Annotated in this window: 24 protein-coding genes and 1 pseudogene; 11 read left to right on the forward strand and 14 right to left on the reverse strand. The window is 72.0% G+C overall.

What is annotated here, in order from left to right:
* Window positions 1-296 precede the first annotated feature (296 nt).
* Window positions 297-1,082, reverse strand: coding sequence for a DUF3097 domain-containing protein (locus ABD287_RS10945; protein WP_425565598.1), 786 nt, complete (start codon window positions 1,080-1,082; stop codon window positions 297-299).
* Window positions 1,083-1,275: 193 nt separating this feature from the next.
* Here ABD287_RS10945 and ABD287_RS10950 point away from each other — a divergent pair, with 193 nt between their 5' ends.
* Entirely contained in the window at window positions 1,276-2,049 is a 774-nt protein-coding gene (locus ABD287_RS10950; RefSeq protein WP_344171881.1) for a hypothetical protein, read from the forward strand.
* An 8-nt stretch (window positions 2,050-2,057) separates the two neighbouring features.
* On the opposite strand, the gene ABD287_RS10955 is transcribed toward ABD287_RS10950, so the two are convergent.
* The 6 genes from ABD287_RS10955 to ABD287_RS10980 all read right to left on the reverse strand — a co-directional run bounded on the left by ABD287_RS10955 (window position 2,058) and on the right by ABD287_RS10980 (window position 7,721).
* Window positions 2,058-3,101, reverse strand: a complete 1,044-nt coding sequence (locus tag ABD287_RS10955; protein ID WP_344171883.1) for a ferrochelatase — start codon at window positions 3,099-3,101, stop codon at window positions 2,058-2,060.
* A gap of 17 nt (window positions 3,102-3,118) precedes the next feature.
* Window positions 3,119-3,886, reverse strand: coding sequence for an enoyl-ACP reductase FabI (fabI, locus tag ABD287_RS10960; RefSeq protein WP_344171885.1), 768 nt, complete (start codon window positions 3,884-3,886; stop codon window positions 3,119-3,121).
* 51 nt (window positions 3,887-3,937) lie between these two features.
* The gene (fabG, locus tag ABD287_RS10965; protein WP_344171887.1) at window positions 3,938-4,642 is read right to left on the reverse strand and encodes a 3-oxoacyl-ACP reductase FabG; all 705 of its coding nucleotides are present in this window, start codon (window positions 4,640-4,642) and stop codon (window positions 3,938-3,940) included.
* 120 nt (window positions 4,643-4,762) lie between these two features.
* Entirely contained in the window at window positions 4,763-5,713 is a 951-nt protein-coding gene (locus tag ABD287_RS10970) for a VWA domain-containing protein (protein WP_344171933.1), read from the reverse strand.
* Window positions 5,713-6,618: a DUF58 domain-containing protein gene (locus tag ABD287_RS10975; RefSeq protein WP_344171889.1), complete on the reverse strand. Its 906-nt coding sequence runs from the start codon at window positions 6,616-6,618 to the stop codon at window positions 5,713-5,715. The genes ABD287_RS10970 and ABD287_RS10975 overlap by 1 nt, the downstream gene beginning before the upstream one ends.
* On the reverse strand, window positions 6,615-7,721 hold the full coding sequence (locus tag ABD287_RS10980) for an AAA family ATPase (RefSeq protein ID WP_344171891.1): 1,107 nt from the start codon (window positions 7,719-7,721) through the stop codon (window positions 6,615-6,617). Before ABD287_RS10980 ends, ABD287_RS10975 begins: the two co-directional genes overlap by 4 nt.
* 64 nt (window positions 7,722-7,785) lie before the next feature.
* Here ABD287_RS10980 and ABD287_RS10985 point away from each other — a divergent pair, with 64 nt between their 5' ends.
* From ABD287_RS10985 to ABD287_RS10995, 3 genes and pseudogenes are all read left to right on the forward strand, one after another.
* Window positions 7,786-7,992: a hypothetical protein gene (locus tag ABD287_RS10985; protein WP_344171893.1), complete on the forward strand. Its 207-nt coding sequence runs from the start codon at window positions 7,786-7,788 to the stop codon at window positions 7,990-7,992.
* A 57-nt stretch (window positions 7,993-8,049) separates the two neighbouring features.
* Window positions 8,050-8,559 (forward strand): PH domain-containing protein, encoded by a 510-nt coding sequence (locus ABD287_RS10990; protein WP_344171895.1) that lies wholly within the window; start codon window positions 8,050-8,052, stop codon window positions 8,557-8,559.
* Window positions 8,560-8,747: 188 nt separating this feature from the next.
* Window positions 8,748-9,731: pseudogene (locus tag ABD287_RS10995) on the forward strand (PH domain-containing protein); the annotation flags it as partial.
* On the opposite strand, the gene ABD287_RS11000 reads toward ABD287_RS10995, so the two are convergent.
* Window positions 9,705-10,775, reverse strand: coding sequence for a phosphatase PAP2 family protein (locus ABD287_RS11000; protein WP_425565594.1), 1,071 nt, complete (start codon window positions 10,773-10,775; stop codon window positions 9,705-9,707). The pseudogene ABD287_RS10995 and the gene ABD287_RS11000 overlap by 27 nt on opposite strands.
* A gap of 80 nt (window positions 10,776-10,855) precedes the next feature.
* On the opposite strand from ABD287_RS11000, the gene ABD287_RS11005 reads away from it, so the two are divergent.
* Entirely contained in the window at window positions 10,856-11,344 is a 489-nt protein-coding gene (locus tag ABD287_RS11005) for a thioesterase family protein (RefSeq protein WP_344171897.1), read from the forward strand.
* Window positions 11,341-12,189, forward strand: a complete 849-nt coding sequence (locus ABD287_RS11010; protein ID WP_344171899.1) for an MBL fold metallo-hydrolase — start codon at window positions 11,341-11,343, stop codon at window positions 12,187-12,189. The genes ABD287_RS11005 and ABD287_RS11010 overlap by 4 nt, the downstream gene beginning before the upstream one ends.
* Window positions 12,190-12,262: 73 nt before the next feature.
* Here ABD287_RS11010 and ABD287_RS11015 read toward each other — a convergent pair whose 3' ends face one another.
* The gene (locus tag ABD287_RS11015; protein ID WP_344171901.1) at window positions 12,263-14,005 is read right to left on the reverse strand and encodes a M4 family metallopeptidase; all 1,743 of its coding nucleotides are present in this window, start codon (window positions 14,003-14,005) and stop codon (window positions 12,263-12,265) included.
* Window positions 14,006-14,246: 241 nt separating this feature from the next.
* On the opposite strand from ABD287_RS11015, the gene ABD287_RS11020 reads away from it, so the two are divergent.
* Window positions 14,247-16,586, forward strand: coding sequence for a putative bifunctional diguanylate cyclase/phosphodiesterase (locus tag ABD287_RS11020; RefSeq protein WP_344171903.1), 2,340 nt, complete (start codon window positions 14,247-14,249; stop codon window positions 16,584-16,586).
* On the opposite strand, the gene asnB is transcribed toward ABD287_RS11020, so the two are convergent.
* Window positions 16,552-18,510: an asparagine synthase (glutamine-hydrolyzing) gene (gene asnB, locus ABD287_RS11025; RefSeq protein ID WP_344171905.1), complete on the reverse strand. Its 1,959-nt coding sequence runs from the start codon at window positions 18,508-18,510 to the stop codon at window positions 16,552-16,554. The genes ABD287_RS11020 and asnB overlap by 35 nt on opposite strands.
* A gap of 66 nt (window positions 18,511-18,576) precedes the next feature.
* Here asnB and ABD287_RS11030 point away from each other — a divergent pair, with 66 nt between their 5' ends.
* From ABD287_RS11030 to ABD287_RS11045, 4 genes are all read left to right on the forward strand, one after another.
* Window positions 18,577-20,052: an aminopeptidase P family protein gene (locus ABD287_RS11030; RefSeq protein ID WP_344171937.1), complete on the forward strand. Its 1,476-nt coding sequence runs from the start codon at window positions 18,577-18,579 to the stop codon at window positions 20,050-20,052.
* A 186-nt stretch (window positions 20,053-20,238) separates the two neighbouring features.
* The gene (locus tag ABD287_RS11035) at window positions 20,239-21,243 is read left to right on the forward strand and encodes a coiled-coil domain-containing protein (RefSeq protein WP_425565595.1); all 1,005 of its coding nucleotides are present in this window, start codon (window positions 20,239-20,241) and stop codon (window positions 21,241-21,243) included.
* Window positions 21,244-21,515: 272 nt separating this feature from the next.
* Window positions 21,516-21,956, forward strand: a complete 441-nt coding sequence (locus ABD287_RS11040) for a DoxX family protein (RefSeq protein WP_344171907.1) — start codon at window positions 21,516-21,518, stop codon at window positions 21,954-21,956.
* A 234-nt stretch (window positions 21,957-22,190) separates the two neighbouring features.
* The gene (locus tag ABD287_RS11045; protein WP_344171909.1) at window positions 22,191-22,913 is read left to right on the forward strand and encodes a DUF4142 domain-containing protein; all 723 of its coding nucleotides are present in this window, start codon (window positions 22,191-22,193) and stop codon (window positions 22,911-22,913) included.
* Between the two features lie 110 nt (window positions 22,914-23,023).
* On the opposite strand, the gene ABD287_RS11050 is transcribed toward ABD287_RS11045, so the two are convergent.
* The 4 genes from ABD287_RS11050 to ABD287_RS11065 all read right to left on the reverse strand — a co-directional run.
* Complete coding sequence (locus ABD287_RS11050) at window positions 23,024-25,027, reverse strand: S8 family serine peptidase (RefSeq protein ID WP_344171911.1); 2,004 nt, start codon at window positions 25,025-25,027, stop codon at window positions 23,024-23,026.
* A 21-nt stretch (window positions 25,028-25,048) separates the two neighbouring features.
* Window positions 25,049-25,381: a hypothetical protein gene (locus tag ABD287_RS11055; RefSeq protein WP_344171913.1), complete on the reverse strand. Its 333-nt coding sequence runs from the start codon at window positions 25,379-25,381 to the stop codon at window positions 25,049-25,051.
* A gap of 2 nt (window positions 25,382-25,383) precedes the next feature.
* On the reverse strand, window positions 25,384-25,746 hold the full coding sequence (locus ABD287_RS11060; RefSeq protein ID WP_344171915.1) for a hypothetical protein: 363 nt from the start codon (window positions 25,744-25,746) through the stop codon (window positions 25,384-25,386).
* Window positions 25,747-25,758: 12 nt separating this feature from the next.
* Window positions 25,759-26,088: hypothetical protein (locus ABD287_RS11065; protein WP_344171917.1), on the reverse strand; the 330-nt coding region annotated here is incomplete at its 5' end.

Genomic DNA, 26,088 nt, shown 5'->3' on the forward strand with positions numbered 1-26,088 from the left:
CGGCTATCCAACTGGTCCTGGGCGGAAAGAGCTTCCAACGCATGGCCACCTCCGGTGGGCTGCGGGTAGCGACGGCCGATCCGTCACCGACCGCTCGCGCGATGGAAACTAACGACAATCCCCGATCTCCGTGTGCCCGTGGTCACCAACTCCAGGTGACGAGAAAATGGCCACAGATAGCACCTCGCCAGGCCGGAGCCCTGATCAACACTCCACTGCGGCCAATGGGTGATGTGGCTCACATCGAAGCGGCGGATCGAACCCTGAGAACCCGACCTGCCCGCCTGCTCTGGAATCTACGGCGGCTCGGTGACGAAGTCGATGAGGCGTTCCACCGCGCCGATGAGCGGGGTCTCGACGTCCCGAAACGTGCGTGCCCGCGACAGGATGAGCCGCCACATGTCGGACGGCTCGGCCACCCCGAGCGCGGCGCAGACCCCTTCCTTCCACGGCTGACCGTGCGGCACCACCGGCCAGGCGTCGATACCCAGCCGCTCGGGCCGCACCGCCTGCCACACGTCGACGTACGGGTGCCCGGTCACCAGGACGTGCGGCGAGGTGACCGCCGCAACGATCCGGCTCTCCTTGGAGCCGGGCACGAGATGGTCGACGAGCACCCCGAGCCGCCGGCCCCGGCCTGGCGCGAACGCGGCGATCGCCGCCGGCAGGTCGTCGATGCCGTGCAGCGGCTCCACAACGACGCCCTCGACGCGGAGGTCGTCGCCCCAGATCTGCTCGACCAGGGCGGCGTCGTGCACGCCCTCGACCCAGATCCGACTGGCCTTGGCGACCTGGGCGCGGGCGGTCGGCACAGCGATCGACCCGGACGCGGTGCGGCGGGCGGGCACGGCGACTGGCCGGACCAGGCGACGCAGGGTCACCGGAGATCCGTCCAGCAGGAACGCCGCCGGCAGCAGTGGGAACAGCCGACGGCGACCATGCCGGTCCTCCAGGGTCACCGCCGATCCGGCGACCTCGACCACCGCTCCGCAGAAGCCGGAGTCGGCGTCCTCGACGACCAGTCCCGGCTCGGCGTCGACCTCCGGGGTGACCCGTCGGCGGCGCCAGTCACCGGCGAGCACATCCCCGGTGTATCGGCCGGCGCCGGGGCCGTGGCCAGCGCGGGCAGGGCCGGCGGCAGGGCGGGCGGCGGGGCGATCGGTCACCCGACAGACTCTAGCCACGCCGGTGGCCGCCCCGGAGGCAGGCAGCGGCCCGGCGGCGCCCAACGCGTCGCGGGAGACAAAGCCGAGGGCCGCCACGTACCCTCAACGCATGTCCCCCACGTTGACCGGCGCCGCGCACCGGTCCGTCCGGTTCGTGACCTGGGTCCGGGCGTGGCGCGCCGGCCTGGCCCCGTACGACCAGGTCGCCGACGGCATCGCCGACGGCGAGGAGCAGCTCGTCGCCGACCTGCCCGGCGCCTGGCGGGACGTGCCGTTGACGGAGGCGCTGCCGGCGCTGTCCAAACTGCACCCGGACGCGGTCCGGCTGGTCCTGCCGGCCCCCGGCGACCCGGCCGGTCTCCCTGGGCCGGGGCCGCTGTCGGAGGCCGCGTTGGCCGCCGGGGAGGGCGTCATCGCCGGCGACATCGGACTGGTGCCCACGCTGCGGTCGCACACCTCGGGCTCCGGGGACACGTTCCACACCGTCACCTGGCGGGTGTACCCGATGCCTCCCGATCCGTTGCGCCCACCGGTGATGACCCCGGCCGAGGCGGAGGCTGAGCTGTCCGAGACGTTGGCCGCCACGACCACCACGCTGACCCGCCTCGACGTGGCGCAGTGGCGCCCGGAGCTGGCCAGCGCCCTGGCCGGGCTGCGCAAACCCGGCAACGGCACCGACCTTCCGCCGGGCTACGACCCGCGTTGTCGTCGCCTCTACGCCCGGGCCCGGGTGCTCGAAGGGGTTCTGGAGCTGGCCGCTGGCTCCGCGCCGGGCGGATCGGTCAACGCGTACGAGGCGCAGCAGCGCGAGGAGGCGCTGCGTCCGTTGACGGCCGCATGCCGACGGGCTGTCCTGGCTGCCTGCAACGCCCCACTGTCCTGAAGGGAGCGTCAGGCGGACGCCGGGCGGCGGGCCGGGGCGCAGCAGTCGACCGGGCAGGTGTCCCAGCGTGGCAGCCGTCCCAGGCCGGCCGGCTCGGCGGCCGGTGGGACAAGCCTTTCCTTGACCAGCTCCCGGATCATCGCCACGAAACGCGGATCGGCGCCAGGTGTGGCCGCCCGGGCCAGCTGCACTCCCAGACGGGCGGCGGTCTCAGCGGCCTCGGTGTCCAGGTCCCAGACGACTTCGAGATGGTCGGAAACGAACCCGATCGGCGAGACGACCACCGCGTCGACACCGGACCTGGCCAGCGCCTCAAGGTGATCGTTGATGTCCGGCGCCAGCCACGGGATGCTCGGCGGCCCCGAACGCGACTGCCACACCAGATCGTACGGTCGGCCGGGGGCGGACAGGCCGGCCACCAGCGCGGCCGTCTCGGCGAGCTGCGCCTCGTAGCGACCCCCGTCCGGGCCGGCGGTGGCCGCCATCGCGGTGGGGATGGAGTGCGCGGTGAAGACCAGCCGGGCGGCGGCCTGACGCTCGGGGTCGAGCCTGGCGAAAGCGGCGCGCACCGCGTCGGCGTGCGGCTCGACGAAGCCCGGATGGTCGGCGAAGTGCCGAAGCTTGTCGATCTGGGGGGCGTCCGGCCCGACGGTGTCGCGGGCGGCGGCGATGTTCTCCCGGTACTGCCGGCACGATGAGTAACCGCCGTACGCGCTGGTGGCGAAGGCGACCACCCGCCGGACGCCGTCGTCGCGCATCTGGGCGACGGTGTCGGCGAGCATCGGATGCCAGTTGCGGTTGCCCCAGTAGACCGGCAGATCGACGTCGTTCGCGGCGAAGTCCGCCCGGATCGCCGCCGACAGCCGCCGGCACTGCTCGTTGATCGGCGAGACGCCGCCGAAGTGCAGGTAGTGCTCGGCGACCTCAGCGAGGCGCTCGTCCGGAACGCCGCGCCCGCGGGTGACGTTGCGCAGGAACGGCATGACGTCCTGGGGGCGCTCCGGGCCGCCGAACGACAGCAGCAGGAACCCGTCGTACGGCGGCGCGGTCATGCGGTCCTCCGAAGTGGTCAGGAGCCGACGGCGTGGAAGCCGCCGTCGACGTGCACGATCTCGCCGGTGGTGGCGGGGAACCAGTCTGACAGCAGCGCCACGCAGGTGCGGGCGGTCGGCTCGGTGTCGGTCAACGACCAGCCCAGCGGGGCCCGCTTCGTCCAGGCCTCCTCGAACTGCTCAAAGCCGGGGATGGACTTGGCCGCCATGGTGCGCAGCGGCCCGGCCGCGACGAGGTTGCTGCGGATGCCCTGCCCGCCCAGGTGCATGGCCAGATACCGGGAGGTGGACTCCAGGCCGGCCTTGGCCACGCCCATCCAGTCGTAGACCGGCCAGGCGACGGAGGCGTCGAAGGTGAGTCCGACGATCGCGCCGCCGGGCGACATCAGCGGCAGGGTGGCCATCGCCAACGACTTGTACGAGAACGTGGAGACGTGCACGGCGGTGGCCACGTCCTCCCAGGGGGCGTCGAGGAACCCGCCGCCCAGGCAGCTCGCCGGGGCGAACCCGATCGAGTGGACCACGCCGTCGAGGCCGTCGACGTGCTCGCGGACCCGGTCGGCGAGGCTGGCGAGCTGCTCGCGGTTGGTGACGTCCAGCTCGATGACCGGCGCGGGCGCCGGTAGCCGTTTGGCGATGCGCTCCACCAGCGACATCCGGCCGAAGCCGGTGAGCACGACGGTGGCGCCCTGCTCCTGGGCCAGCCGGGCCACGGTGAAGGCGATCGACTGGTCGGTGATCACTCCGGTGATGAGCAGTTTCTTGCCGGCCAGAAGTCCAGACACGGGGTTGTTCCTCCGAGAGTCGTCGACAGGTGGGTCGTGCCGGTGGGGTGGTCAGTGCCCCATGCCGAGGCCACCGTCGACCGGGATGACGGCGCCGTTGACGTAGCCGGCGGCGTCGCCGGCCAGCCAGGCGACGACGCCGGCGACCTCCTCCGGGGCGGCGAACCGGGCGGCGGGGATGGCCTTGCGGTACTCGGCCCTGCGCTCCTCGGGCAGCGCGGCGGTCATGTCGGTCTCGATAAAGCCCGGGGCGACTACGTTCGCGGTGATGTTGCGGCTGCCCAACTCGCGGGTGATGGAGCGGGCCATCCCGACCAGCCCGGCCTTGCTGGCGGCGTAGTTCACCTGTCCGGCGCCGCCGTAGAGGCCGACCACCGACGAGATGAAGATCATGCGACCGAAGCGGCCGCGGACCATCTTGGCCGACGCCCGCCTGGCGCACCGCCAGGCGCCGGTGAGGTTGGTGTCGAGCACCCGGGAGAACTGATCCTCGGACATCCGCATGAGCAGGGTGTCGTCGGTCATGCCCGCGTTGGCCACGAGCACCTCGACCGGGCCCAGCTCGGCCTCGACCTGCGTGAACGCGGCATCGACGGCGTCGGAGTCGGTGACGTCGCAACGCACGCCGAGCAGCCCCTCGGGGGCCTCGCCGCCGCGGGTGGTGACCGCGACCCGGTCGCCCTGCTTGGCGAACACCTGGGCGATCGACAGCCCGATCCCCCGGTTCCCCCCGGTGACCAGCACGGTCCGCGCCATCTGTCGGCTCCCTCCGCCACGTTCTCAGGCGCCGGCCCTGACACCGATCGGCGCGATTGGCACATTAGGCGCTGCGTTCCGGGACGGTCACGCCAGGGTGGCCGGGAGCGGCGTCACCGGTCAGGGCAGCCGCGAGGTCCACAGCAACCCGAAGGTCGCGGACAGAAGGCCGAACAGCAGACCGACACCGGCGTACCAGTGGCCGACCTCCCGGGCGACGGTCCGCTCGCCCAGGGAACTGCCGAGGTCGGCGTACACCTCGCTCAGCCCCCCGGCGGTGACCGCCTCGTAGTAGCGGCCACCGGTCGCCGCGGCCAGCTCGGCCAGCGCCCGCCGGTCGACGGCCACCGGCTGCATCCGGCCCTCGATCTGGACGACGCCGGCGTCGGTGCCGAAGGCGATCGTGGACACCGGCACATTGGCCGCCGCCGCGGCGGTCGCCGCCTCGGGCAGCGAGCGCCCGGTGGTGCGGTAGCCGTCGGAGAGCAGCACGATCCGGGCCGGCGGTAGCGTCGGCCCGGCCGTGGCGACCGAGGCGCGCAGCGCCTCCAGGCTGGTGAAGACGGCCTCGCCGGTGGCGGTGGCCTCGGCCAGGGTCAGCCCGGCGATAGCCCGGATCATGGCGTCGCGGTCCTTGGACGGCGGCACGGTGACGTTGGCCGAGCGGGCGAAGGTCACCAGGCCGACGTTGTAACCGGCGGGCAGGTCGCCGACGAAGTCGGCGGCCGCGTCCTGCGCGGCCCTCAGTCGGGTCGGCGGAACGTCCTCGGCGGCCATCGACAGCGACACGTCGATCGCCAGCAGCACCGTCGCCCGTTCGGAGGTCTCCCGCACGTCCGTGGCGGGGCGGGCCATGGCGGTCGCCAGGGCCGTCAGGCAGGCCAGGAACGCGACCGGGGCGAGGTGGCGGCGCCAGCCGAGCCCCTGCGGGGCGATGGCACGCAGCATCTCGGTGGTGCTGAACCGCAGGGCGACCACCCGTCGGGTCCGCTGGCGCAGCACGTACCCGACCGCGACTGCGGCGACGGGGACGAGAGCCAGCAGCCACCACGGCTGAAGAAATCTGATGATCACACGGCTCCTCGGGCGCGGGCATGTCGCCGGGCGGCCACGAAGGCGACGATATCGCGCAGCCAGTCCCGGTCGGTGCTCAGGCGCAACAGCCCGACGCCGGCCAGGCGTAGCGCCGCGGCCGTGGCGTCCGCGCGTTCGGCGGCGTCCTGGGCGTAGCGGCGCCGCAGCGCCGCGGTGGTGCGCGCCTCATGCCAGCGACCGGTCTCCGGGTCGACCACCGTGAGCACGCCGACGTCGGGAAGCTCCCGTTCCCGGGGGTCGCTCACCTCGACGGCCAACACGTCGTGGCGGGTCGCCAGCGCGCGCATCGGCCTTGCCCACCCGGACGGCGACCCGAGGAAGTCGGAGATCACCACGGCGAGGCCGCGTCGGCGCGGCGGCCGGGCCAGCCGTCCGATGAGGCCGGGCAGGTCGCCGGGGCCGGCGACGCCCGGCTGCCGGGCGATCGCCGTCGTCAACGCCTGGGCGGCCCGTCGGCCCGAGCGGGCGGGCAGCACCCGGGCGTCGGCCGGCCCTGCGCCGACCACCGCCCCGACCCGATTGCCGCCGCGGGCTGCCAGGTGGACGACGGCGGCGGCCGCGGCCACGGCCAGGTCCCGTTTGAGCATCGCCGCCGAGCCGAACTCAAGACTGGCGGAGCGGTCCACCGCCAGCCACGTCTCCAGCTCCCGGTCGGCGATTGTCTCCCGCACATGCGGGATCGTCGTGCGGGCGGTGACGTGCCAGTCCATCCGACGCACGTCGTCGCCGGGTCGGTACTCGCGCGACTCCCCCGCCTCCGCGCCGGGGCCGGGGAGCAGGCCGACGTACTCGCCCTGGAGGAGCCCGTCGAGCCGGCGGGTGACCAGAAGCCTCAGCCGGGCCAGTGTGAGGTGGCCGCGGCCCAGTGGGTCGACGCTCATCCGGCCGCTGCGGGCCAGGCGGCGACCGGGTGTGGCGCGGCCTGGCCCGCCGGTGGGACGGCGTCCTGGCGGGGCGCCACCGCCGGCGGCGGGACGACGGCGAGCAGCCGGCCGATGAGGTGGTCTGCGGGGACATCGTCGGCGAGCGCCTCGTAGCTGAGCACCAGCCGGTGCCGCAGCAGGTCGGGCGCCACGTCGGCGATGTCGCCGGGCAGCACGTAGTCGCGGCCGCGTAGCAGGGCCAACGCCCGGGACGCCCGGACGATGCCCAACGACGCCCGCGGGCTGGCCCCGTACTGGATCAGCGGCGCCAGATCGGCCAGGCCGTGGCGGCCGGGCTCGCGGGTGGCGACCACGAGCCGCACCGTGTAGTCGATGAGCGCATTGTGGACGAAGACCTGGTCGGCGCGGCCCTGCAACGCCCGCAGCTCCGCGGGCCCGAACACCGGGCTGGCCTGCGGGGCGGCCACTCCCATCCGGTAGATGATTTCGCGTTCCTCGACGTCGGTCGGGTAGCCGACCAGCAGCTTCATGAGGAACCTGTCCCGCTGGGCCTCGGGCAGCGGGTAGACGCCCTCCTGCTCGATCGGGTTCTGGGTGGCGAGCACCAGGAACGGGTCGGGCACCGGGCGGCTCTGGCCGGCCAGGGTCACCTGGCGTTCGGCCATCACCTCCAACAGCGCGGACTGGACCTTGGCCGGCGCCCGGTTGATCTCGTCGGCGAGCAGGACATTGACGAACACCGGACCGGGCTCGACGTCGAAGGACTCGCTCGATGGCCGGTAGACCCTGGTCCCGACGATGTCAGCCGGGACCAGGTCGGGGGTGAACTGGATCCGGGCGAACTGACCGCCGATGACGGTGGCCAGCGTCTCGGCGGCCAGCGTCTTGGCCACCCCGGGCACTCCCTCGATGAGGCAGTGCCCGCGGGCCAGCAGGCTGACGAACATCCGCTCGACGAGGCGGTCCTGCCCGACGATGACCCGCTTGACCTCGAACAGCGCCCGCTCCAGCGCCCCGGCGTCCTGGGCCGGCGGCACCCCGACGCGCTGGCCTGACGTCTCGGACTCGGACTCCGGCTCGGATGACGATGGTTGGTTCACCTGACCCACCCTACGAGGCGGGGCGGGCCCAGCGGCCGATGATCGCCGCCACTAAGCTCGTCCCGTGCTTGTCGAGCCGGTGATCTGCTCCGCCAAGGGTTGTCGTGCGCCCGCCCGGTGGCGCCTGTTGTGGAACAACCCCAAGCTGCACCAGCCGGCCCGCCGTAAGACCTGGCTGGCCTGCGACGAGCACCGCACGTCGCTCGGCGATTTTCTCGACGCGCGGGCCTTCCTTCGGGAGGTCACCCCGTTCGTGGCCGGGGACGCCTGACACGCGGCGTCACCCCGCGGTTCGCCGACGGGCGGTCCGGGGCATATTTTTGCGGGCATGAGCAGCGATGGCGCCACCGACCCGTTCGAGGCCTGGCCGGAAGGGGTCGCCTGGCGGTCGGTCTCGCCTCGGTTGGCCGTCGTCCTGCTCATCCGCTTGTGGGTGGGCGCGCTGGTGCTCGGCGCGCTGGTCGTCGCGGTGGTGACGCTGACCGGCCTGGCGCTGTCGGTGGGCTGGGCCCTGACGGTGATCAGCCTGCTGACGCTGCTGCGCAGCGCCACGATCGTGCGGGCCGTCCGCGCCTGGGGCTATGCCGAACGCGACCGGGACCTGCTGGTCCGGCACGGGCTGTGGGTGAAGCAGCTGTCGATCGTGCCGTACGCCCGCATGCAGTTCGTGGACGTCAGCGCGGGGCCGGTGGAACGGGCGTTCGGGCTGGCCACCGTCGAGCTGCACACGGCGGCGGCGGCCTCGGACGCTGAGGTGCCGGGTCTGGTCGCGGCCGACGCGCGCCGGCTGCGGGACCGGCTGACCGAGCTGGGCGCCGACCGGACGGCCGGTCTGTGACCGCCACGACCCCCCCGGTGGAGGCGCCGCGGCGCCGGCTGCATCCGTTGAGTCCGTTGCTGCACGGCGTCAAGACGCTGGCGGTGGCGGTCGCCGCGATCTCCTGGCAGGGGTACGCCCAACTCGGGCCGCTGCGCTGGGCGGCGCTGGTGGCGGCGCTGTGCGTGATCGGTCTGGCGGTCGCGGCGGTGAGCTGGCGGGCCACCGGTTACCAGGTGACCGGCCGGGAGCTGAGGGTCAGCGAAGGGCTGGTGTGGCGGCGTACCCGCGCGATTCCGCTGGAGCGGCTACAGACCGTCGAGGTGCGTCAGTCGCCGTTGGCCCGGCTGCTGGGCGTGGCCGAGCTTCGGCTGGAGGTGGCCGGTGGGTCCAAGACTGAGGCGCCCCTGGCCTACCTGGGCCGCGAGGACGCCGCCGCGCTGCGGGAGACGCTGCTGGGACGGGCCCGGCCGCCCGCCCCGCACGGCCCAGCCGTCGCGGCCGTTCCGTTGCTGGCGGTGCCGTCGCGGGATGTGCTGGTCGGGCAGCTGCTCACCGTTCAGGCCCTGACGCTGCCGCTGCCGCTGGCGTTCATCGTGGCGCAGACCATGTACGCCGGCTCGGGCAGCCTCATCGCGTTCGCGAGCACTGTGACGGCGTTGGTGGGCGTGGCGCTGCAACCGGTCCGCCGGGTGTTGGCGGACTGGAGCTTCCGGCTCTCGTCCGACGCGGACGGCCTGCATGTGGCCCGTGGGCTGCTGGAGCTGCGCCGGCAGGTCGTGCCGGTCCGGCGGGTGCAGATCGCGCGGGCGGTGTGGCCGCTGCTGTGGCGGCGGCGGGGCTGGCTGCGGATCCAGCTGGAGATCGCCGGGGTCCGGCAGGCGGACGAAGAGGAGACGGCGAACACGCTCATGCCCGTGGGTGACCTCGCCACCGCCCGGCGGCTGCTGCCGACCGTCCTGCCGGGGGTCGACTTGCTCGGGCTGCCGATGCGGCCGGCGCCGCCGCGGGCGCGGTGGCTGGCGCCGTTGGCCCAGCCGACGCTGGCGGTGGCCGTCACCGACGAGGTCTTCGCCACCGCTGACGGCGTGTTCACCCGCCGGTACAACCTCGTGCCGTACGCACGGGCGCAGAGCGTGCGGCTGACCCGATCCCGGACGCAGCGGTTACTCGGTCTGGCGAGCGTCCACCTCGACACCGGCGCCGGGACGGTGACCGCCGCCCACCGCGACGCCGACGAGGCCCGTTGGCTCGCCGGTCTGCTCACCGACCGGATGCTGCGGGCGCTGCGCTGACCACGAACGCCACCAGCGTTCGGCGGCGCCGACGATCACGAACGTCAGGCCGACGTACGCCCATCCGACGAGGACGTCGATGACGTAGTGCTCGCCGGCGTAGACCAGGGTGAACGTCATCGCCAGGGGGTAGGCCAGCAGCAGCGGCCACCACCGGCGCCGGGTCGTCGACAGGAAGAACACCACGACGAACAGCGCGAACGCGGTGTGCAGGGACGGCATGGCGGCCACCGGGTTGACCCCTAGCTGGCCGGCGTTGAGCAGGTTGCCGGCGCCGTGCATGCCGACGGCGCTCCAGCCGCGGGTGGAGATCCGCGCGACGTCCTCGAGCAGGCCGTACTTCGCCGCCCACCACGGCGGCGCGGCCGGATAGGCGAAGTAGGTGGCGAGGCCGGCCAGGCACAGGAAGGCGAACCGGCGCAGGTACGCCGCCCAGCGGTCGCGGTCGCGCAGCCACAGCACGACGGCGGCGGCGAGCGCCGCGACGAAGTGGGAGAAGTAGACCCAGCTCACCAGGACGTCCCACCAGCGGATCGCGTCCGGGTCGTAGAGGCGCCGCTGGAGCCAGACGGTGGGAACCTGTCCGTCGGTGAGCCACCCGAACATCACCCGATCGGTGACGATGAGCTCCAGCACGTGCGGGGTGGCGCCGTTGTCGGCGAACCCGCGGCTGAGGTTGTACGCCACCAGTAGCAGCACGATCAGGAGCCAGTCGCGGCCGAAGCGCAGGTGCTCGCGCCAGGGCCGGTGGCTGTTCCAGGCGATGGCGGCGCTCCACAGCCAGACGAACGCGTAGACGGGGTCGATCGGCAGGCCAATGCCCAGCCAGCCGGCGACGAAGGCGGCCGTCCAGCAGGTCATGGCGAGGCGCCGTCGGCGGCGCAGGCGGGCGTCGGCGACCGGCTCTGACGGCGCGGCGCGGGGCGCGGGAAATGTGGTCATCGACGGCTAGGTTAACGGCGGGCCAACCCGGCGGCTCGCACCGGTAGCCGGACATCGCAAACCACGCGTAGGATCCGGAAATGGACGAGCTGCCGAGCGTGCCCGCCGACAAGAACGCTGACGCCTCCCCCGCCGACGCGGTTCGGGCGGACGCCGGCAGCGCCACGAAATCCCGGGACGAGGTCCCGTTCGAGGTCGGCCTCAACGCCGAGGTGCGGCGCAGGATCACCGATGGCGACACCGCTCAGGCGATCGGCTCAGGCGACGTTCCGGTGCTCGGCACCCCACAACTGTTGGCGCTCGCCGAGGCGGCCACGGTCGCTGCCACCGCCCGCCGGCTGCCGTCGGGGATGACGACCGTCGGCGCGTGTGTGCACGTCGAGCACCTGGCGCCCACCGGCGTCGGCCGTACCGTGGCCGCGCAGGCCACGCTGGCGGCCGTGGAGGGCCGGCGGCTCATCTTCGAGGTGTCGGTGACCGACGGCCCGGTCGTCGTCGCGCGCGGGCACATCGACCGGGTGCTGGTGGACCGGCAGGCCTTCGTCGCCAGCGCCGCCGACCCGCGGTGACCGACACGGCGTTGGCCGTGCGGGAGATCGCCGACGGCGTGTTCGCGTTGCGTCACCCCGAGCTGAACGTGAACGCCGCCCTGGTGCTCGGCGACGGCGAGGCCCTGCTGGTGGATACGCTGTCACACGGGGCGCAGGCCCGGCGGTTGGCGGCGGCGGCGCGCCGGATCACCGGGGCGCCGCTGACGCTGGTCAACACCCATCACCACTTCGACCACTGTTGGGGCAACGGCGTGCTGGCCGACCCGGACGGACGCCCGGTCTGGGCGCACGAGAACTGCCGCCGTCGGCTGGTCGCCGACGGCGAACGACTCCGGGAGCGGTGGCGACGGCAGTGGGCGCCGACGCATCCGGCGTTGGCCGCCGGCCTGGCGGCGGCCCCGCTGCTCGTGCCGACCCGGACGTTCGTCGTCGATGCGCTGCTGGAGGTCGGCGGGCGGGCGGTCACGCTGTCGCATCCGGGGCCCGGCCACACCGACGGCGACGTCGTTGTTCATGTCCCTGACGTCGGCGTGCTCATCGCCGGGGATCTGGTCGAGCAGGGAGCGCCGCCGGACTTCGAGGACGGCGACGCGCTGGCCTGGCCGGCCGCGCTGGACGAGCTGTTGACGCGGTTCGGCACGGCCCGGGCCGTGCTGCCCGGCCACGGGGACCCGGTGGACCTGGAGTTCGTCGCCGGGCAGCGCGACGCGCTTGCCGCTCTGGCGGAGTTGCTTGTCGCCGGCCATGACCGGGGCGCCACCGCTGAGCAGATCGCCGAGAGGTCGTCGTGGCCCCCGGCGGCCGTCCTACCGGCGGCCCGCCGCGCCCTGGCCCGGCTCAAGGCCCGTGATCCGGGCCGATGACGCGTTGAGACGCGCTCCGGCGCGGCGCCGTGGCGGGGTAGCCACCGCGCCGCGCCGGAGACGCACCGCTTCGCTAGTGCCGTCGGGCGGGATAACCCGAGGTGGACGGCGTGCCGCCGGCTGGGGACGACGGTGGCACGCCGGGCGATGCGGTCTCCGTCGGCCCGCCGCTGGGGTGCTGCGGAGACGGGGTAGGCGCGTCGGTCGGCGACGCGGTGGGTGCGGGCGGCCCGCCGGGGCCGCTGGCGCACCCGGGCTCGTTGCCGCTGGCCGGGACGCTGACGGCGGTCCAGGCGGTCTTGACCGCCTGGCACTCCGGGCCGTTGGGGAACAGCTCGGCGGCGGCGGCGACGGACGCGGCGCGGGCCTTGGCGTGGGTCCAGCCGGACGTCTTGCGGTTCAACGCCCCCATGAAGATCTTCCCGGCCTTCTGGATGCCGATGCCGGTCTCGATCTTGCTGTTGTCGCAGGTGGGACTGGCTGGCCCGGACGCCGGGTTGCTGCCCTCGGCGAGCAGGTAGAACCAGTGGTTCTGGGGCCCCGCCGCCGCGTGGACCTCGGTGTTGGGGATCTCGTTCGAAAAGCAGTTGGGGTCGCCGACCTTGGATGGGTCGCTCATCACCCGGATCGGTCCCTGGCCTACCAGATCGGCCAGCTCGCCGACGTCGTAGTCGGGCTTGTCCTTGGGGTCGTTGGCGAAGGACTCGGTCAGGGCGCCGAAGATGTCGCCGGTGGACTCGTTGAGCCCGCCGGACTCGTTGCCGCCGCCGGAGCCGCCCGGGGTGTTCTGAAAGATCGCGTGTCCGAACTCGTGCCCCACGACGTCCATGACCGTCAGCTGTCGCTTGTTGTCCTGGGAGTGGCCGTAGCTGGTGAACCGGCCGTTCCAGAACGCGTTGACCTGTTGGAGGCCGACCTGGATCGGGAATCCACGGCCTTTGCCGTCGATGCCGTCGCGGCCCAGCCACTCCTTGAGCATGTCCCATTCCTTGGCAACCGCGTGCATCGCGTCCACACAGGCCGACTCCAGGTCGGTGCCGGCCCCGGTGCCGAACTCGCCGCCGGCTTTGGCGAACGGCGTGCCGTCCTGACCGCCACACTGCAATCCCGGCCGGGCGGTGTCGATCATCGACACCCGGCCGCCGGACTCCTGCAACGACAGCTCGACCTTGCCGTAGTAGGCGCCGGTGCCGGCGGCGTCGAGGACTTCGTCGTAGCTCTGCTTCATCACCGCGCCAGTGGCGGCGTTGACGAAGACGTGCTGACGGCTGGGGCGCTGCCCACCGTTCTCGGCGGCGACGGTCCCCTCGACGACGACCTCGTAGGCGAGCACGCCGGCGCCCTGGGCCACGACCGTCAGCTGGGGCGTCTGCGCGGCGACGACGGACTTCATCTTGCCGCGGGCGATCCTGGTCGCCTCCGCCACGCCGACGGTCGCCGTCGTCGATTCCAGCAGCAACGCCCGCTCCTGGGCGACGGTCGAGCTGAGGTAAGCCCCGGCGGAGTCGGTGACGACCACGAAGTCCCCGCCGAAGACAGGCAGGCCAGCGTACTGACGCGAGTAGCCGACGTACTGCAGGCCGTCCTGGCTGACCACGCCCAGGTCGACGTACGCCTCGTTGGCGGTGGCGTGGAAGCGCGCCGGGTCGGTGGCGACCAGCGACGCGACGGTTGACCTGGCCAGGTTCACCGACTGGGCGGCGGTCAGCGGCGACCCGTCGCTGGTGGTGGCCGCCAGGCCGACGGGCGATTTCAGGACCACCGATCCGGCAACGATGGCGACCGCGCCGAGTGTCACGGCGACTTTCTTCTTCACGTCAGCTCCTCAGGCGCCCGCCACCGCGGCGTACGGTCCTGGGGCCGACGCGGCGGTGGCGAAGGGGAGGCTCCCGCCCCGGGCGGAGTTGTCCACCCGCACCCCAGCACGGTCGGGGTTCAAGATCGGTTCACTGCGGCCACTGCCGCCACGGCGCCTGATCAGGCCGGTCCGGTCATGGGGGAACAACCTGTCGACCCAGATACCTCACAATCGGGCAGCGCCATCCGAAACGGAATGCATGAGCAATCGCCCCGCGCCGTTGGTGCTCGCTGCCCTGGGCACGGCGGCGGCCAGCCTGGCGTGGCTGGCGGCGATGCTGCTGGGCGCGGACCTGCCCGCCTGGGTCGGCTGGGCGCCGAGCGCCGCGAGCGCATTGCTGGCGTCGGCCGCCTGCTGGCAGACCGGCAGCCTGGTGGGATCGCGACGGGGCCGTCAGTTCTGGCGCCAGGCCGCGGTCGCGCTCGGGGTGGCCGGGGCTGCGTCCGTGCTGCTGCTGGTCCAGAACCTGGCGGAGGTGTCAACCCGCCCTGGCCCGCTCGTGCGGGGGATGTACGTGACGGCGGTTCTGGCCTCGCTGGTCGCCCTGGTCCGACTGCCCCGCCGACGAGGGGTGTCCCGCGCCGAGAGGATGCGGATCATCCCCGAGGCGATGTTGATCTTCGCGAGCGCCGTCGCCGTCGCCTGGCAGTTGTCGCTCGGGGACACCGGAGACTGGGCCGGTGGCGGCGGGTGGGTGGCGGTCGGAACGATCCTGGCCATGGGCGTGGTCGCGACCGCGGCGTTCATCACCATCGCCCTGGGCGACGGCGCAGTGGTCGATCAGCGGGCCCTGCGTGCGTTGGCGTTGGGAATCGCGGTCGGCGCCATCCTGGCGGCCAGCGCGCCAATCATGCTGACCCAGGGCCTGCGACCGATCGTCGCCATCCTGCCCTTCGTCACCGTCGGCTACGCCGCCGCCGCGCACCGGCAGCGGTTCGGTGGCGTGGGCGCCGGCCGACCCCGGGGTGTCACCGCCTACCTGCCCTTCCTGGCCACGAGCGTGCTGCTGCTGCTCATCGCCCACCGCTCCGGTCACGGCGGCCTTCCCCTGACCATCACGATCGTGCTGCTCATGGCCGTCGCCGGGCACCGGCAGTGGTCGTCGAGCCGGAGCGAGGCCGAGCTGCGACGGCGGGTGGAGAGCGGGGTCCGGGACCTGCGCAGCGCCCGCACCCAGCTCGCCCACCAGGAAGGTCACGACGACCTCACCGGGCTGGCCAACCGGCAACTGTTCGAGCGGCGCCTCGACGACATCATCGACAGCGGCGGCGATGTGGGCGTCGTGGCGCTCATCGACATCGATGACTTCAAAGCCGTCAACGACCGGCTGCACCACGCCGTCGGCGACGAGCTGCTCATGGTCCTGGCCCAGCGGATCGTTGCCGCGATCCGCCCCGGCGACGTGGTGGCCCGGTTGGGCAGCGACGCCTTCGCGGTGCTGCTGCGCGACCTTTCGCCCGATCGCGCGCTGAGCGCGGTCAGCCGGGTCGCCGAGCGGATCAGCCAACCGGCCCGGGTCACCGAGCATGAGGTGTTCGTCAGCGTGAGCGTGGGAGTCGCCCTGGGCCTGGGGGCCGGCGCTGACGCCGCGGAGCTGCTCCGGCGGTCCGACGTGGCCATGCACACCGCCAAGTCCTCCGGCAAGGCGCGGATCGTGGTGTACGAGGCCGAGATGGACCGCCGCGCCACGCATGACGCGAAGCTGGGCGCCGATCTCCGGCGCGCGCTGGACCGGGACGAGTTCTTCCTCGTCTACCAGCCGGTCGTTCGGCTGCCGGACGGCTGCCCGGCTGGCGCGGAGGCGCTGGTGCGATGGCGGCACCCCGAACGCGGCGTCGTCCCGCCGGTCGAGTTCATCCCACTGGCCGAACAGACCGGCCTCATCGTGCCGCTTGGCCTGTGGGTCCTCAACGAAGCGTGCCGCCAGGCCGCGCAGTGGCTCCGGGATCTGCGGACCACCGGCCCGTGGAAGGTCAGCGTGAACGTGTCCGCGCGGCAGCTCAGCGAGCCCGGGTTCGCCGTTCAGGTCGCCGAGGCGCTCGCCGGCTGGCTGCTGCCGGCGGACCGGCTGATGATCGAGGTGACCGAGACCGCGATCTTCGACAACGAGACCGCCACGGCCACTCTGCGGCAGATCTCGGCGCTCGGGGTGGCGTTGGCACTTGACGACTTCGGCACCGGACACTCGTCGCTGAGTCTGCTACGCACCGCCCCTGTCGACGTGCTCAAGGTGGACAAGTCGTTCGTCGACGACCTCGGCGGCGACAACGCCGAGAGCACCATCGTCACCGCCACCCTCTACATCGCCAACGGGCTGCGCCTGAGCGCCGTCGCCGAGGGCGTGGAGACGCCGACGCAGGCGCGCCGCCTGTACGAGCTGGGATACCAGCTCGCCCAGGGCTACCACTTCGCCAAACCGTTGCCGGCCGAGGAAATGGCGGCGCTGCTCGCCGGGGCGGCGCCGCTGCCACCGCCGCGCCGCGCCGCGCCGGCGCCCGATCCACTCACGACACGGTCGAGCCCACCGCCGGCTTGGTGATCAGCGCGGACTGGTTGCGGCTGACGCCCGGATCGAGGCTGCGCTCGACGAAAACGGCGTGCCAGACGCAGAACACCAGCAACGTCCACACCTTGCGCGAGTTGTCGGCCACGCCGCGCCGGTGCTCGTCGAGCAGCCGCTGGGCCACCGACAGGTCGATGAGGTCGCCGGCGCCGGAGCCGGCGAAGATGTCCCGCGCCCACCCGTACATGTCGCCGGCCAGCCAGACCCGGGTCGGGGTGGGGAAGCCGAGCTTGCGGCGGTTGACGATCGCCGGCGGCACGACCTGGCGGAGCGCCTGGCGCAGCGCCCACTTGGTGGCGTCCGAGCGCGGCGGCAGCCGCAGGTCGACCGGGATCTTCGCGGCGACCGCGAAAACCTCCTTGTCCAGGAACGGCACCCGCACCTCCAGCGAGTGCGCCATCGACATCCGGTCCGCCTTGACCAGGATGTCGCCGCGCAGCCAGGTGTAGAGGTCGACGTACTGCATCCGGGTCACCGGGTCCAGTTCGGCGCACTCGGCGTAGATCGGGGCGGTGACGTCGGTGTAGCGCACGTTCTGGTCGTAGTGGCGCAGCAAAACGCGCTTGTCGTCCTCGGTGAACATCCGGGCGTTGCCGTAGTAGCGCTCCTCCAGCCGGGTGGTGCCCCGCTCCAGGAAGCTCTTGCCTTTGACGCCCTCGGGGATGACCCGGCTGACCGCGCGCAGTCCCTTCTGGACGCCGTCGGGCAGCGCGTTCACCGCCGACAGCGACAACGGCTCGCGGTAGATGGTGTAGCCGCCGAAGAACTCGTCGGCGCCCTCCCCGGAGAGGACCACGGTGACATGCTCGGCGGCCTTCTTCGCGACGAAGTACAGGGGCACCAGGGCTGGGTCGGCCACCGGATCGTCCAGGTGCCAGACGATCTTCGGGAGGGCGTCCATCATCTCCTGTGGGCCGATCTTGGTGGGGATCAGCGTGACGCCGAGATGGTTGGCCGAATCCTGCGCGACGTCGATCTCGGAGTAGCCGGGGACGTCGTAGCCGACGGTGAAGGTGAGGATGCCCGGGTGGAAGTCACGGGCCAGGGCCACCACGGCGGTCGAGTCAATGCCGCTGGACAGGAACGCCCCCACCGGCACGTCGGCGCGCATGTGCATCCGGACGCTCTCGCGCAGCGTCTCCCGGATCTCGGCGAACAGCTTCTGCTCGTCGTCCACCGGGGCCGGGTGGAAGACCGGACGGTACCAGCGGCGGATGCGCATGTGCTCGGCCGGCGACCAGGTGAAGCATTCCCCCGACCCGATCCGCTGGATGCCCCGGTGCAGGGTGCCCGGCTCCGGCACGTACTGCAACGTCAGGTAGTGGGAGAGGTTCGCCGCGTCGATGCCGGCGTCGCCGGCCACGGCGGCGTCGGAGAACGGCAGCAGCGCCTTCTTCTCCGAGGCCAGGTAGACGCCGTCGGCGGTCTCCAACCAGTGCAGCGGCTTGATGCCGAAGTGGTCCCGGGCGCCGAAGGCGCGCCGCTGCTCACGGTCCCAGATGACGAACGCGAACATCCCCCGCAGCCGGTTGACCACCTCCTCGCCCCAGTAGTGGTAGCCGGCGACGATGGCCTCGGCGTCCCCGGCGGTGGCGAACGGCGCCCCGAACTCGGCGGCGAGCTGCTCGCGCAGCTCCTTGTAGTTGTAGATCTCGCCGTTGAAGGTGAGCAGGTAACGGCCCTCGGCGTACGGCAGCGGCTCGTGGCTGCTGGCCACGTCGATGATCGACAGCCGTTTGTGGCCGAAGACGCCGTCGGCGGTGCCGTCCGCGCCGCGCACGATGTCGACGCCGGTGTCGTCCGGGCCGCGGTGGTGCAGGCACTCGACCGCGTCGGTGATCGCCCCGACGTGTCGGTCGGCTTCGCCTCGGGCGCTGAAGAACGCAAGCAGTCCGCACATGGCGTTCAGTCTTTCACGCGGTACCGTCGAGTCCGGTAACGGCATAGTGGCGTGAGGGGCGGACTAATGGGCGCGGCGTCGGGCGAGCAGGCCATCACCAGCGAGACCACTGAGGGCGTCGAATCGCACGATCCGGCCTTCCCGCCGGCGTACCTGGAGTTCATGCGCGCCGGGTGGAACGATGTCGACGCTCCCACCTCCCCCCGCCCGGAGGCGCCGCGGCACGCCAAGCGTCGGGCGGCGCTCAGCGAGGCGCTGCCCGGCCAGACGATCGTCGTGCCGACCGGCGGCGAGAAGGTCCGGTCCAACGACACCGACTTCCCGTTCCGGTCCGGCAGCGACTTCGCGTACCTGACCGGCGAACGCTCGCCCGGCAGCGTCCTGGTCATGCGGCCCAACGGCGCCGGCCACGACGCCACGCTCTACCTGTGTCCGCACGCGGACCGCGACAACGACGAGTTCTTCCGCAACCGCAACGGCGAGCTGTGGGTGGGCCGCCGGCCGACGCTGGCCGAGAGCGCCGCCGAGCTGGACATCGAAACCGCCCCCCTGGACGAGCTGGCGGACGCTTTGGCCGACTGCGCCCCGGGGCGCACCCGGGTCCTGCGCGGCTTCGACGCCTGTGTCGACGCGGCGGTGCGCCGGAGCGACGACGGCGGGCGCGACGGCGAGCTGGCCACGATCCTGGCCGAGATGAAACTGGTCAAGGACGAGTGGGAGATCGCTGAGCTGCAGGCGGCGGTCGACGCGACGACCCGCGGCTTCGAGGATGTCGCCCGGGTGCTGCCGGCCGACCGGCCGGTCTCCGAGCGGCTGCTGGAGGGCGTCTTCGCGCTGCGGGCCCGGCACGACGGCAACGACGTCGGATACGGCTCGATCGTCGGCGCCGGCGAACACGCCACGATCCTGCACTGGACGCGCAACGACGGCCGGACGAAGCCCGGCGAGCTGCTGCTCATGGACATGGGCGTCGAGGGTGGGAACCTCTACACCGCCGACGTGACCCGGGTGCTGCCGGTCAACGGCGTTTTCAGCCCGTTGCAGCGGCAGGTCTACGACATCGTGCACGCCTCGCAGCTGGCCGGTATCGCGGCGGTGCGTCCGGGCGCCAGATTCAAGGACATCCACCAGACATGTATGCGGGTGCTGGCAGAGGGCCTGGCCGATCTGGGCGTGCTGCCGGTGAGCGTCGACGAGGCGATGGACCCGGCGTCCACGTTGTACCGACGGTGGAGCCTGCACGGCTTCGGCCACATGCTCGGCATCGACGTGCACGACTGCGCCCACGCCCGCGCCGAGACCTACCGGGACGGCGAGCTGGCCGAGGGCTTCGTGCTCACCGTCGAGCCGGGTCTGTATTTCCAGCCCGAGGACGAGCTGGTTCCGGCTGAGCTGCGCGGCATCGGGGTGCGGATCGAGGACGACGTTCTCGTCACCGCCGACGGCGCCGAGGTCATGTCGGCGGGCCTCCCCACGGCCGCCGCGGAGGTCGAGGCGTGGCTTGCGGCGCAGCGTGAGGCTGGCCCACGACTGCCCGAATAGGACCAGGCACGCAGCGCGTGACCTGGGCCGGAATCCGATCGCCCTCGACAGGGGGATCGAGGGACATGCCCCTTCAGCGGGTTCTCGGCGGTCCCGGCGGTCGGGTACAGTTGCCGCCGGTCGGCCCTCCGGCCGATACGTGCCGCCCGCAGCTACGGCACGAAGGCGACACCGAGAGGACAACTCGTGTCAACTGGGCACCGCTCCCGCTGGCTGGCCGCGCTGACCGCCGCGACGCTCGCCACGGCCATGCTCGCCGCGGCGCCGGCGTCGGCCGCCGACCCGGAGGGCGGCACCGCAAAGCTGCGCAAAGCGCTGGATTCCGCCAATAAAGGATATGTCTCGGCCAAATTGCGGATCGACAACTCCAAGAAACGGCAGACAGAGTTGGACGCACAGCTCAAGACCCTGGCTGTGGAGCATGCGGAGGTTGCCGGCGTCGCCAGTAAGATGGCTGCCCGCGCCTACCGCAACGGGCCGCTCACCGAGGTCTCGCTACTGCTGGACAGCTCCTCCCCCGACGCGTTCTGGACAAGGGCGAACGCGATGGAACGGCTCGCCCGCGCCGACGCCGGCCGGCTCGGCCGGCTCACCGAGTCGCAGAACCGGATGCGGGCCAACCAGGCCGCTCTCAAGCTGGAGATCGGCGAGCAGACCAAGCAGCTCGCGGCCATGGCCAAACGCAAGAAAGAGGCTGAAGAGGCCCTCATCGAGGCGGGCGGAGGCGCGATCACCAGCGGCTTCCTGTCGGCGAACTCCGCGCTGGCCAAACCAGCGCCACGCCGCTCGGACGGCTCATGGCCGGACGAGTCGTGCAACGTCAACGACCCGACGACCTCGGGCTGCATCACGCCGCGCACGCTGCACGCGATGAAGGAAGCCAAACGAGCTGGTTTCGGCCGGTTCGTCTCCTGTCACCGCGGCGGTGGCGGCGGTGAGCATCCCAAGGGGCGGGCCTGCGACTTCGCCGCCGCGACCGGCGGATTCGAGAACGTCGACGCCTCCGGCGGCGACAAGTCGTACGGCGACCGACTGGCCGCCTTCTACGTGCGCAACGCGGGCCGCCTCGGCGTTCTGTACGTCATCTGGTACCGCCAGATCTGGATGCCGAGCACCGGCTGGCGCTCCTACAGCGGCGGGCCCGGCCCCTCGGCCACCCACACGAACCACGTACACCTGTCAATGCAGTAACCGCCCTCATCAGGGCCTAGTGAGCCGGAGCCTGGGCCGCGTGTGTGACCGGGCAAATGCCCAGGGCAGCCGTCCGGGCGCTCTGAAGCGGCTGTCCCGTCCTGAGTAGACGCTGTCGCTTACCAGCAAGGCTTCAAGATCAGGACGACTTTGTCCATGGCGACACTGCGCAATTCGCGCGACTTCCGGCGTCCATCACGGACATCGAAGTCTGCCAATTTGGAGTTATGCTGCCCTGCGGCCCGGACCGATGGACCCCTCAGGAGACCGACATGGCGCACCCCCGCTTCACCCTTCTCGTCCACACCCTGTTTCGCGTGGTGATCGGCCTGCTGTTCGCGATGCACGGCGCGGCGACGCTGTTCGGCGTCTTCGGCGGCGCTGGCGGCAGGGGCGCTGCCGCGCAGATCGGCCAGTGGCCAGGCTGGTGGGCCGGCCTGATCGAGCTCAGCACCGGCCTGCTAGTCATGATTGGCCTCCTCACCCGGCCGGCGGCCATCCTGGCTTCCGGCGCGATGGCCTACGCGTACTTCGTCGTCCACCAGCCGGCGGCGCTGCTGCCGATGCAGAACCGCGGCGAGATGGCCGCGCTGTACTGCTGGGCTTTCCTGCTCATCGCCGCCATCGGTCCAGGCGAGTGGGCCCTCGACCGCTTCCTGCCCGGCCGCCGGGGCGCCCGCAGCGGCGGCCGGCCAGCCCGGGTGGCGGACTGACCGCCGTACGAAGCGGCCACGACGCCAGAACCCGGTCGCAGGCTTGTTGATCCGAAGCGTGCTTCGGCGCGTATCTCCACCTGTCACACCTTTGTCGTGTCGCCAGTAGTGGAGGTAGGCGTGTTAGCTGACGGTGGTATGTCGCGGTGGGGCCGCCTAGCAGGCTTGGCGGTCGCCTCTGCGATGGTGGTTCTGCTGAGCCCAGGTATTGGTCGCGCCGAGCCCGGTGTTCCGGTGCCTCCGAGCGACTCGTTGTCCGATCGTGGCAGGGGCGACATTTCTGAGGCCGACCGCGACTTCATGGTGAAGGTGCGCCTCGCTGGCCTATGGGAGATGCCCGCTGGCGAGATGGCTCAACAGAAGTCCGAGAACCGCCGGATCCGAACGATCGGGCGCGACATCGCCGACCAGCACCAAGTGCTCGACGAAATGGTTGTCGAGGCGGCGAAGAAGGTCGACGTTCCCCTGCCTGACCAACCCAACGAAGATCAGCAGGGTTGGCTCGACGAGATGGACAAGGCGGAGGGCGAGGAGTTCGACCAGATCTACATCGATCGGCTGCGGGCGGCACACGGCAAGATCTTCCCCGCCATCGGGACAATCCGAGCGAGCACCCGTAACGACTCGGTGCGTAAACTCGCACAACGCGCCAACCAGTTCGTCCTGACTCACTTGACCCTGCTGGAGAGCAGCGGCATCGTCAACTTCTCCACCCTGCCGACCGCGCCGCCGCCGGCAGCTGCCGCGCCGCCAGCGGCGGCGGCGGCGAACCAGGGTGGCGAGGGCGCACCGGCGGAACGGGCGGCGAGCTTCAGCAGTCTGGCGCCAGGTATCAACACGTCGGTGCTGGTCATCATCGCGGTGGCGGGCCTCGGTATAGCGCTCTTCATCACCACCCGACTGGTACGAAACCTCCGTATGCGCCACCGGCCGAAGCACACCACTGACCCAGTGTGAATGGGGAGCGGCGGCCTCCTTGGTTCAGAAGCACCGTCCGGAGGCCGCCCATGGGCGGCCTCCGGACGGTGACGGACGGGACTATCCGATTCTGGTGTGACTGGGTTGGCTCAGCGCGCAGGCTCCGGCGCCGGCAGCAGCCCAGCTGCCCGCAACGCCGCCCGTAACGGCGCCAGCGACTGGTCTGCCGTCGGCGAAGTCGCCGCGCCGTTGCCCTCCTTCTTCGACGGCTCGGCACGGTTGGAACTCGCCGGGTTCTCCTCCGGGGAAGCCGGCCACGCCGACATACTCGCCAGCTGCTGGTTGCCGGCGGCGCCGCTGACGCGGTCGACGGATGCCGGGACGCCCATCATGTGCGGCGTGAACCCCACCCCCGGCAATAGTCCGGCCTGGGCCATCGCCGACCAGAGTGTCGCCAGCGCCGGAACCGTGGGCATCATCGGCGGCGAACCGATCGCGATGAGCCCCAGCGCGGCGACGGCGTCGGGCAGGCCCGCCCCGCTACGCCCAGGGTCCGCCAGCCGCACCGGACGGCAGCTGCGGCGGATGAGATCGAACAGCCGGTCGACCCGAGCGGCGTCCCGGGCGGCGAACTGGGCGCGGAAGTCCGGGTGGTGGGCCAGCACCAGCGCGGCCAGGCCGGTCACGCACGGGGCGGCGAAGGAGGTGCCGTCCCAGGCTGCGTAGTTGGCCGGCGGCACCGACGACACGATCGCCACGCCAGGACCGACCACGTCGACCTCCGGCCCGAAGCAGGTGAACTTCGCGGTGAAGAAGCCCTCCGGCGTCGGGGCGCCCTGGACCTGGGTGGCGTGGTAGGTGCCGGGCGGGAACTCGCCGGCCTTGCCCAGCGCCGCGACAGCCAGCACGTTGGGCAGCGAGGCCGGGAAGCCGACAGCGCCCCCGGAGTTGCCGGCGGCGGCGACGCACGCCACGCCGGCCTGACGGGCCTGCTCGACCTTGCGGGCGATCAACTCGGATCCCTGTGCGCTGCCCAGACTGAGGTTGACGACATCGATCTGGTGGGTGATGCAGTAGTCCAGCGCCTCGATGAGGTCGCTGAACCGCCCGCCTGGGAAGACCTTGCAGGCATGCAGCTCAGCCTCGGGCGCGATGCCGACGATGCCGGCGCCCGTGCCGCCGATGATGCCGGAGCAGTGGGTGCCGTGCCCGAGGGTGTCCACGCGCCAGCCGTCGTCGGTGCCGGTGGTGATGTCACGTCCGCCGACGAACCGGTCGGCCAGCTCCGGGTGTCCGACGTCCGCCCCGGAGTCGATCACCGCGATCTTCACCCCGTGGCCGCGGAAGTTGGGCGGCAGCGCGTCGAACCGCATCGCTCGCCGGGCCCAGGTGTCCACCTGGCGGCCCTCGCCCAGGCCCGGGAACGTCTCGGTCAGGGTAGGACAGGTGATGAGGTTGGGGCTGGTCACCGACAGGTCCGGGCGGGCGTTCCAGGTGCTCCAGTAGTCGTAGCGGGGTTTGACGTACACCCCGGTGACGCTGCCGAGAGCGCCGGCGGGCACCGGCAGCTCGGCCCGACCCCTGGCGTCGGTGATGCCGCGCACCGGGAAGGTGTGGCTCATCACATAGATCTCGGCGTGCTCGAGCGGCTTGCCGTCAGCGCCATGGATATCGAACGTGACGGCCACATCCTCGCCCAGCGGCGTCAGGCTCGGGTCGGCGATGTTGAGTCCGGTCTCGGCGGCGGCGTACGACAACGGCAGGTCCGGCTCGACGTGCACCATCGGCGTGGCGGCCAGCTCCACGGCGCGGTCCGGCTCCATCTCCACGATCGCCACGTCGGGGAAGACGAGGGACGGACCGCCGGCGCCCAGCATGGAGACCCGCTCAGGGGCGGAGATCACCCGACGGACGGTGGTGCGCGGGTCGGCGTCCAACTGGGCCAGCACAGTCTTCGGATCGGTCATCGGGCCGCCGAGCGCGGCGCCGGCCGGGGCCAGCTCCGGCGGCAGCGGGGCCACCAGGTACCGCTCGCGTCTCGGCTCCACCGGCCGGGCTGATCCGCTGACCCGGCCGCTACGCCCGGACCGTGGGTAGGCGCCGTGTTCGTCGTCGTCACGCCGTCCGCGGGGGTCCGGCTTGGAGTCGGACATGGGTAGCTCCTCTCTGCGGGCTCACGCCCGGTGTTCACCGAGCGCCGTACGGCGCGGGTGGTTGTGGTCGGTGGTCCCGTCGTCGGCGACAGGCTCCAGCGGATCCAGCTCCAGATCCGGTTCGATGATCAGTTCGGCGCCGAAACGCGATCTGAGCGCGTCAAGCGTCTCGGTCGGCGCCTGCACCACGGCGAGGTCGGCGGTGGGCCGACGGATGACAGCCGCCCGCGGGTCCTGGCTGATCGCTTCGAGCGCGTCGACCAGGATCTGCGGGTCCTCGGCGCCGATGAGGTGGCGTCGGAGGTCGGGCCCGTCAACCACGGGCCCGACCTCCGGTTCCAGCGGATCCGCCATCGTCACAGCGGTGGCAGCGCCGGGGCCACTGAGCGCAGTGCCCGAGCCGTCTGCACGACGGTCATCGCCTGCGTGATCGACGCTTCGTACTGCTGCGCCTCGTACAGATGCACCGCGGTGACGACCACGGGCACCAGCACGGCGGTCTCCGGCGCCATCGGCACTGCGGCCTCCAGCCATCGGTAGACCCGTTGAAGGGTCGCGGCCGCCTGCTGCCGGGCCGGTTCGAGGACGGTCGCCATGGCCGAACCGGCGGCCACCCCGACAGTTCTCTGGCCGCTGGCCAGGCCGATGCCCGCCGCCCCGCCCATATTGGTGGTCGCGCCGAAGCCGGGCGCTGCGGCCATTGGTCCGAACGAAGTCACGGCCGTTCCCCTTTAGAACATGCCGGCGGTCTGCGGCATCCCGGTCGGCGCCGGGACCTGGAAGGGCAGGAACGCGCCCAGAGCCGATCCGGCGGTCCGTCCGACGGTCTGGCCGATGCCGCGGTTGCCGAGCAGGTTGCCGATCGCTCCGCCGGCCACGCCACCGAGGGCGTTGCCGAGAATGCCGCCGAACAGGCCCTGCGGGTCGAGCTGACCCTGCGGGCCCTGCTGCTGCTGGCCCTGCTGCTGCTGGGCGATCTGGGCCTGGTAGGCCAGGTACGCCGCGAGCTGCTGCAACACCTGCGGGTCGATCTGCTGACCGCCGCCCTGGCCCTGGTAACC

The sequence above is a fragment of the Pilimelia columellifera subsp. columellifera genome (assembly GCF_039532605.1).
GTDB classification, from domain to species: Bacteria; Actinomycetota; Actinomycetes; order Mycobacteriales; family Micromonosporaceae; genus Pilimelia; species Pilimelia columellifera.

Bases quoted from the DNA above. Each gene is read 5' to 3' on its own strand.
- ABD287_RS10950 (WP_344171881.1), top strand. From the start codon at position 1,276: ATGTCCCCCACGTTGACCGGCGCCGCGCACCGGTCCGTCCGGTTCGTG.
- ABD287_RS10955 (WP_344171883.1), bottom strand. From the start codon at position 3,101: ATGACCGCGCCGCCGTACGACGGGTTCCTGCTGCTGTCGTTCGGCGGC.
- fabG (WP_344171887.1), bottom strand. From the start codon at position 4,642: ATGGCGCGGACCGTGCTGGTCACCGGGGGGAACCGGGGGATCGGGCTG.
- ABD287_RS10975 (WP_344171889.1), bottom strand. From the start codon at position 6,618: ATGAGCGTCGACCCACTGGGCCGCGGCCACCTCACACTGGCCCGGCTG.
- ABD287_RS10990 (WP_344171895.1), top strand. From the start codon at position 8,050: ATGAGCAGCGATGGCGCCACCGACCCGTTCGAGGCCTGGCCGGAAGGG.
- ABD287_RS11000 (WP_425565594.1), bottom strand. From the start codon at position 10,775: ATGACCACATTTCCCGCGCCCCGCGCCGCGCCGTCAGAGCCGGTCGCC.
- ABD287_RS11005 (WP_344171897.1), top strand. From the start codon at position 10,856: ATGGACGAGCTGCCGAGCGTGCCCGCCGACAAGAACGCTGACGCCTCC.
- ABD287_RS11020 (WP_344171903.1), top strand. From the start codon at position 14,247: ATGAGCAATCGCCCCGCGCCGTTGGTGCTCGCTGCCCTGGGCACGGCG.
- asnB (WP_344171905.1), bottom strand. From the start codon at position 18,510: ATGTGCGGACTGCTTGCGTTCTTCAGCGCCCGAGGCGAAGCCGACCGA.
- ABD287_RS11030 (WP_344171937.1), top strand. From the start codon at position 18,577: ATGGGCGCGGCGTCGGGCGAGCAGGCCATCACCAGCGAGACCACTGAG.
- ABD287_RS11040 (WP_344171907.1), top strand. From the start codon at position 21,516: ATGGCGCACCCCCGCTTCACCCTTCTCGTCCACACCCTGTTTCGCGTG.
- ABD287_RS11050 (WP_344171911.1), bottom strand. From the start codon at position 25,027: ATGTCCGACTCCAAGCCGGACCCCCGCGGACGGCGTGACGACGACGAA.
- ABD287_RS11055 (WP_344171913.1), bottom strand. From the start codon at position 25,381: ATGGCGGATCCGCTGGAACCGGAGGTCGGGCCCGTGGTTGACGGGCCC.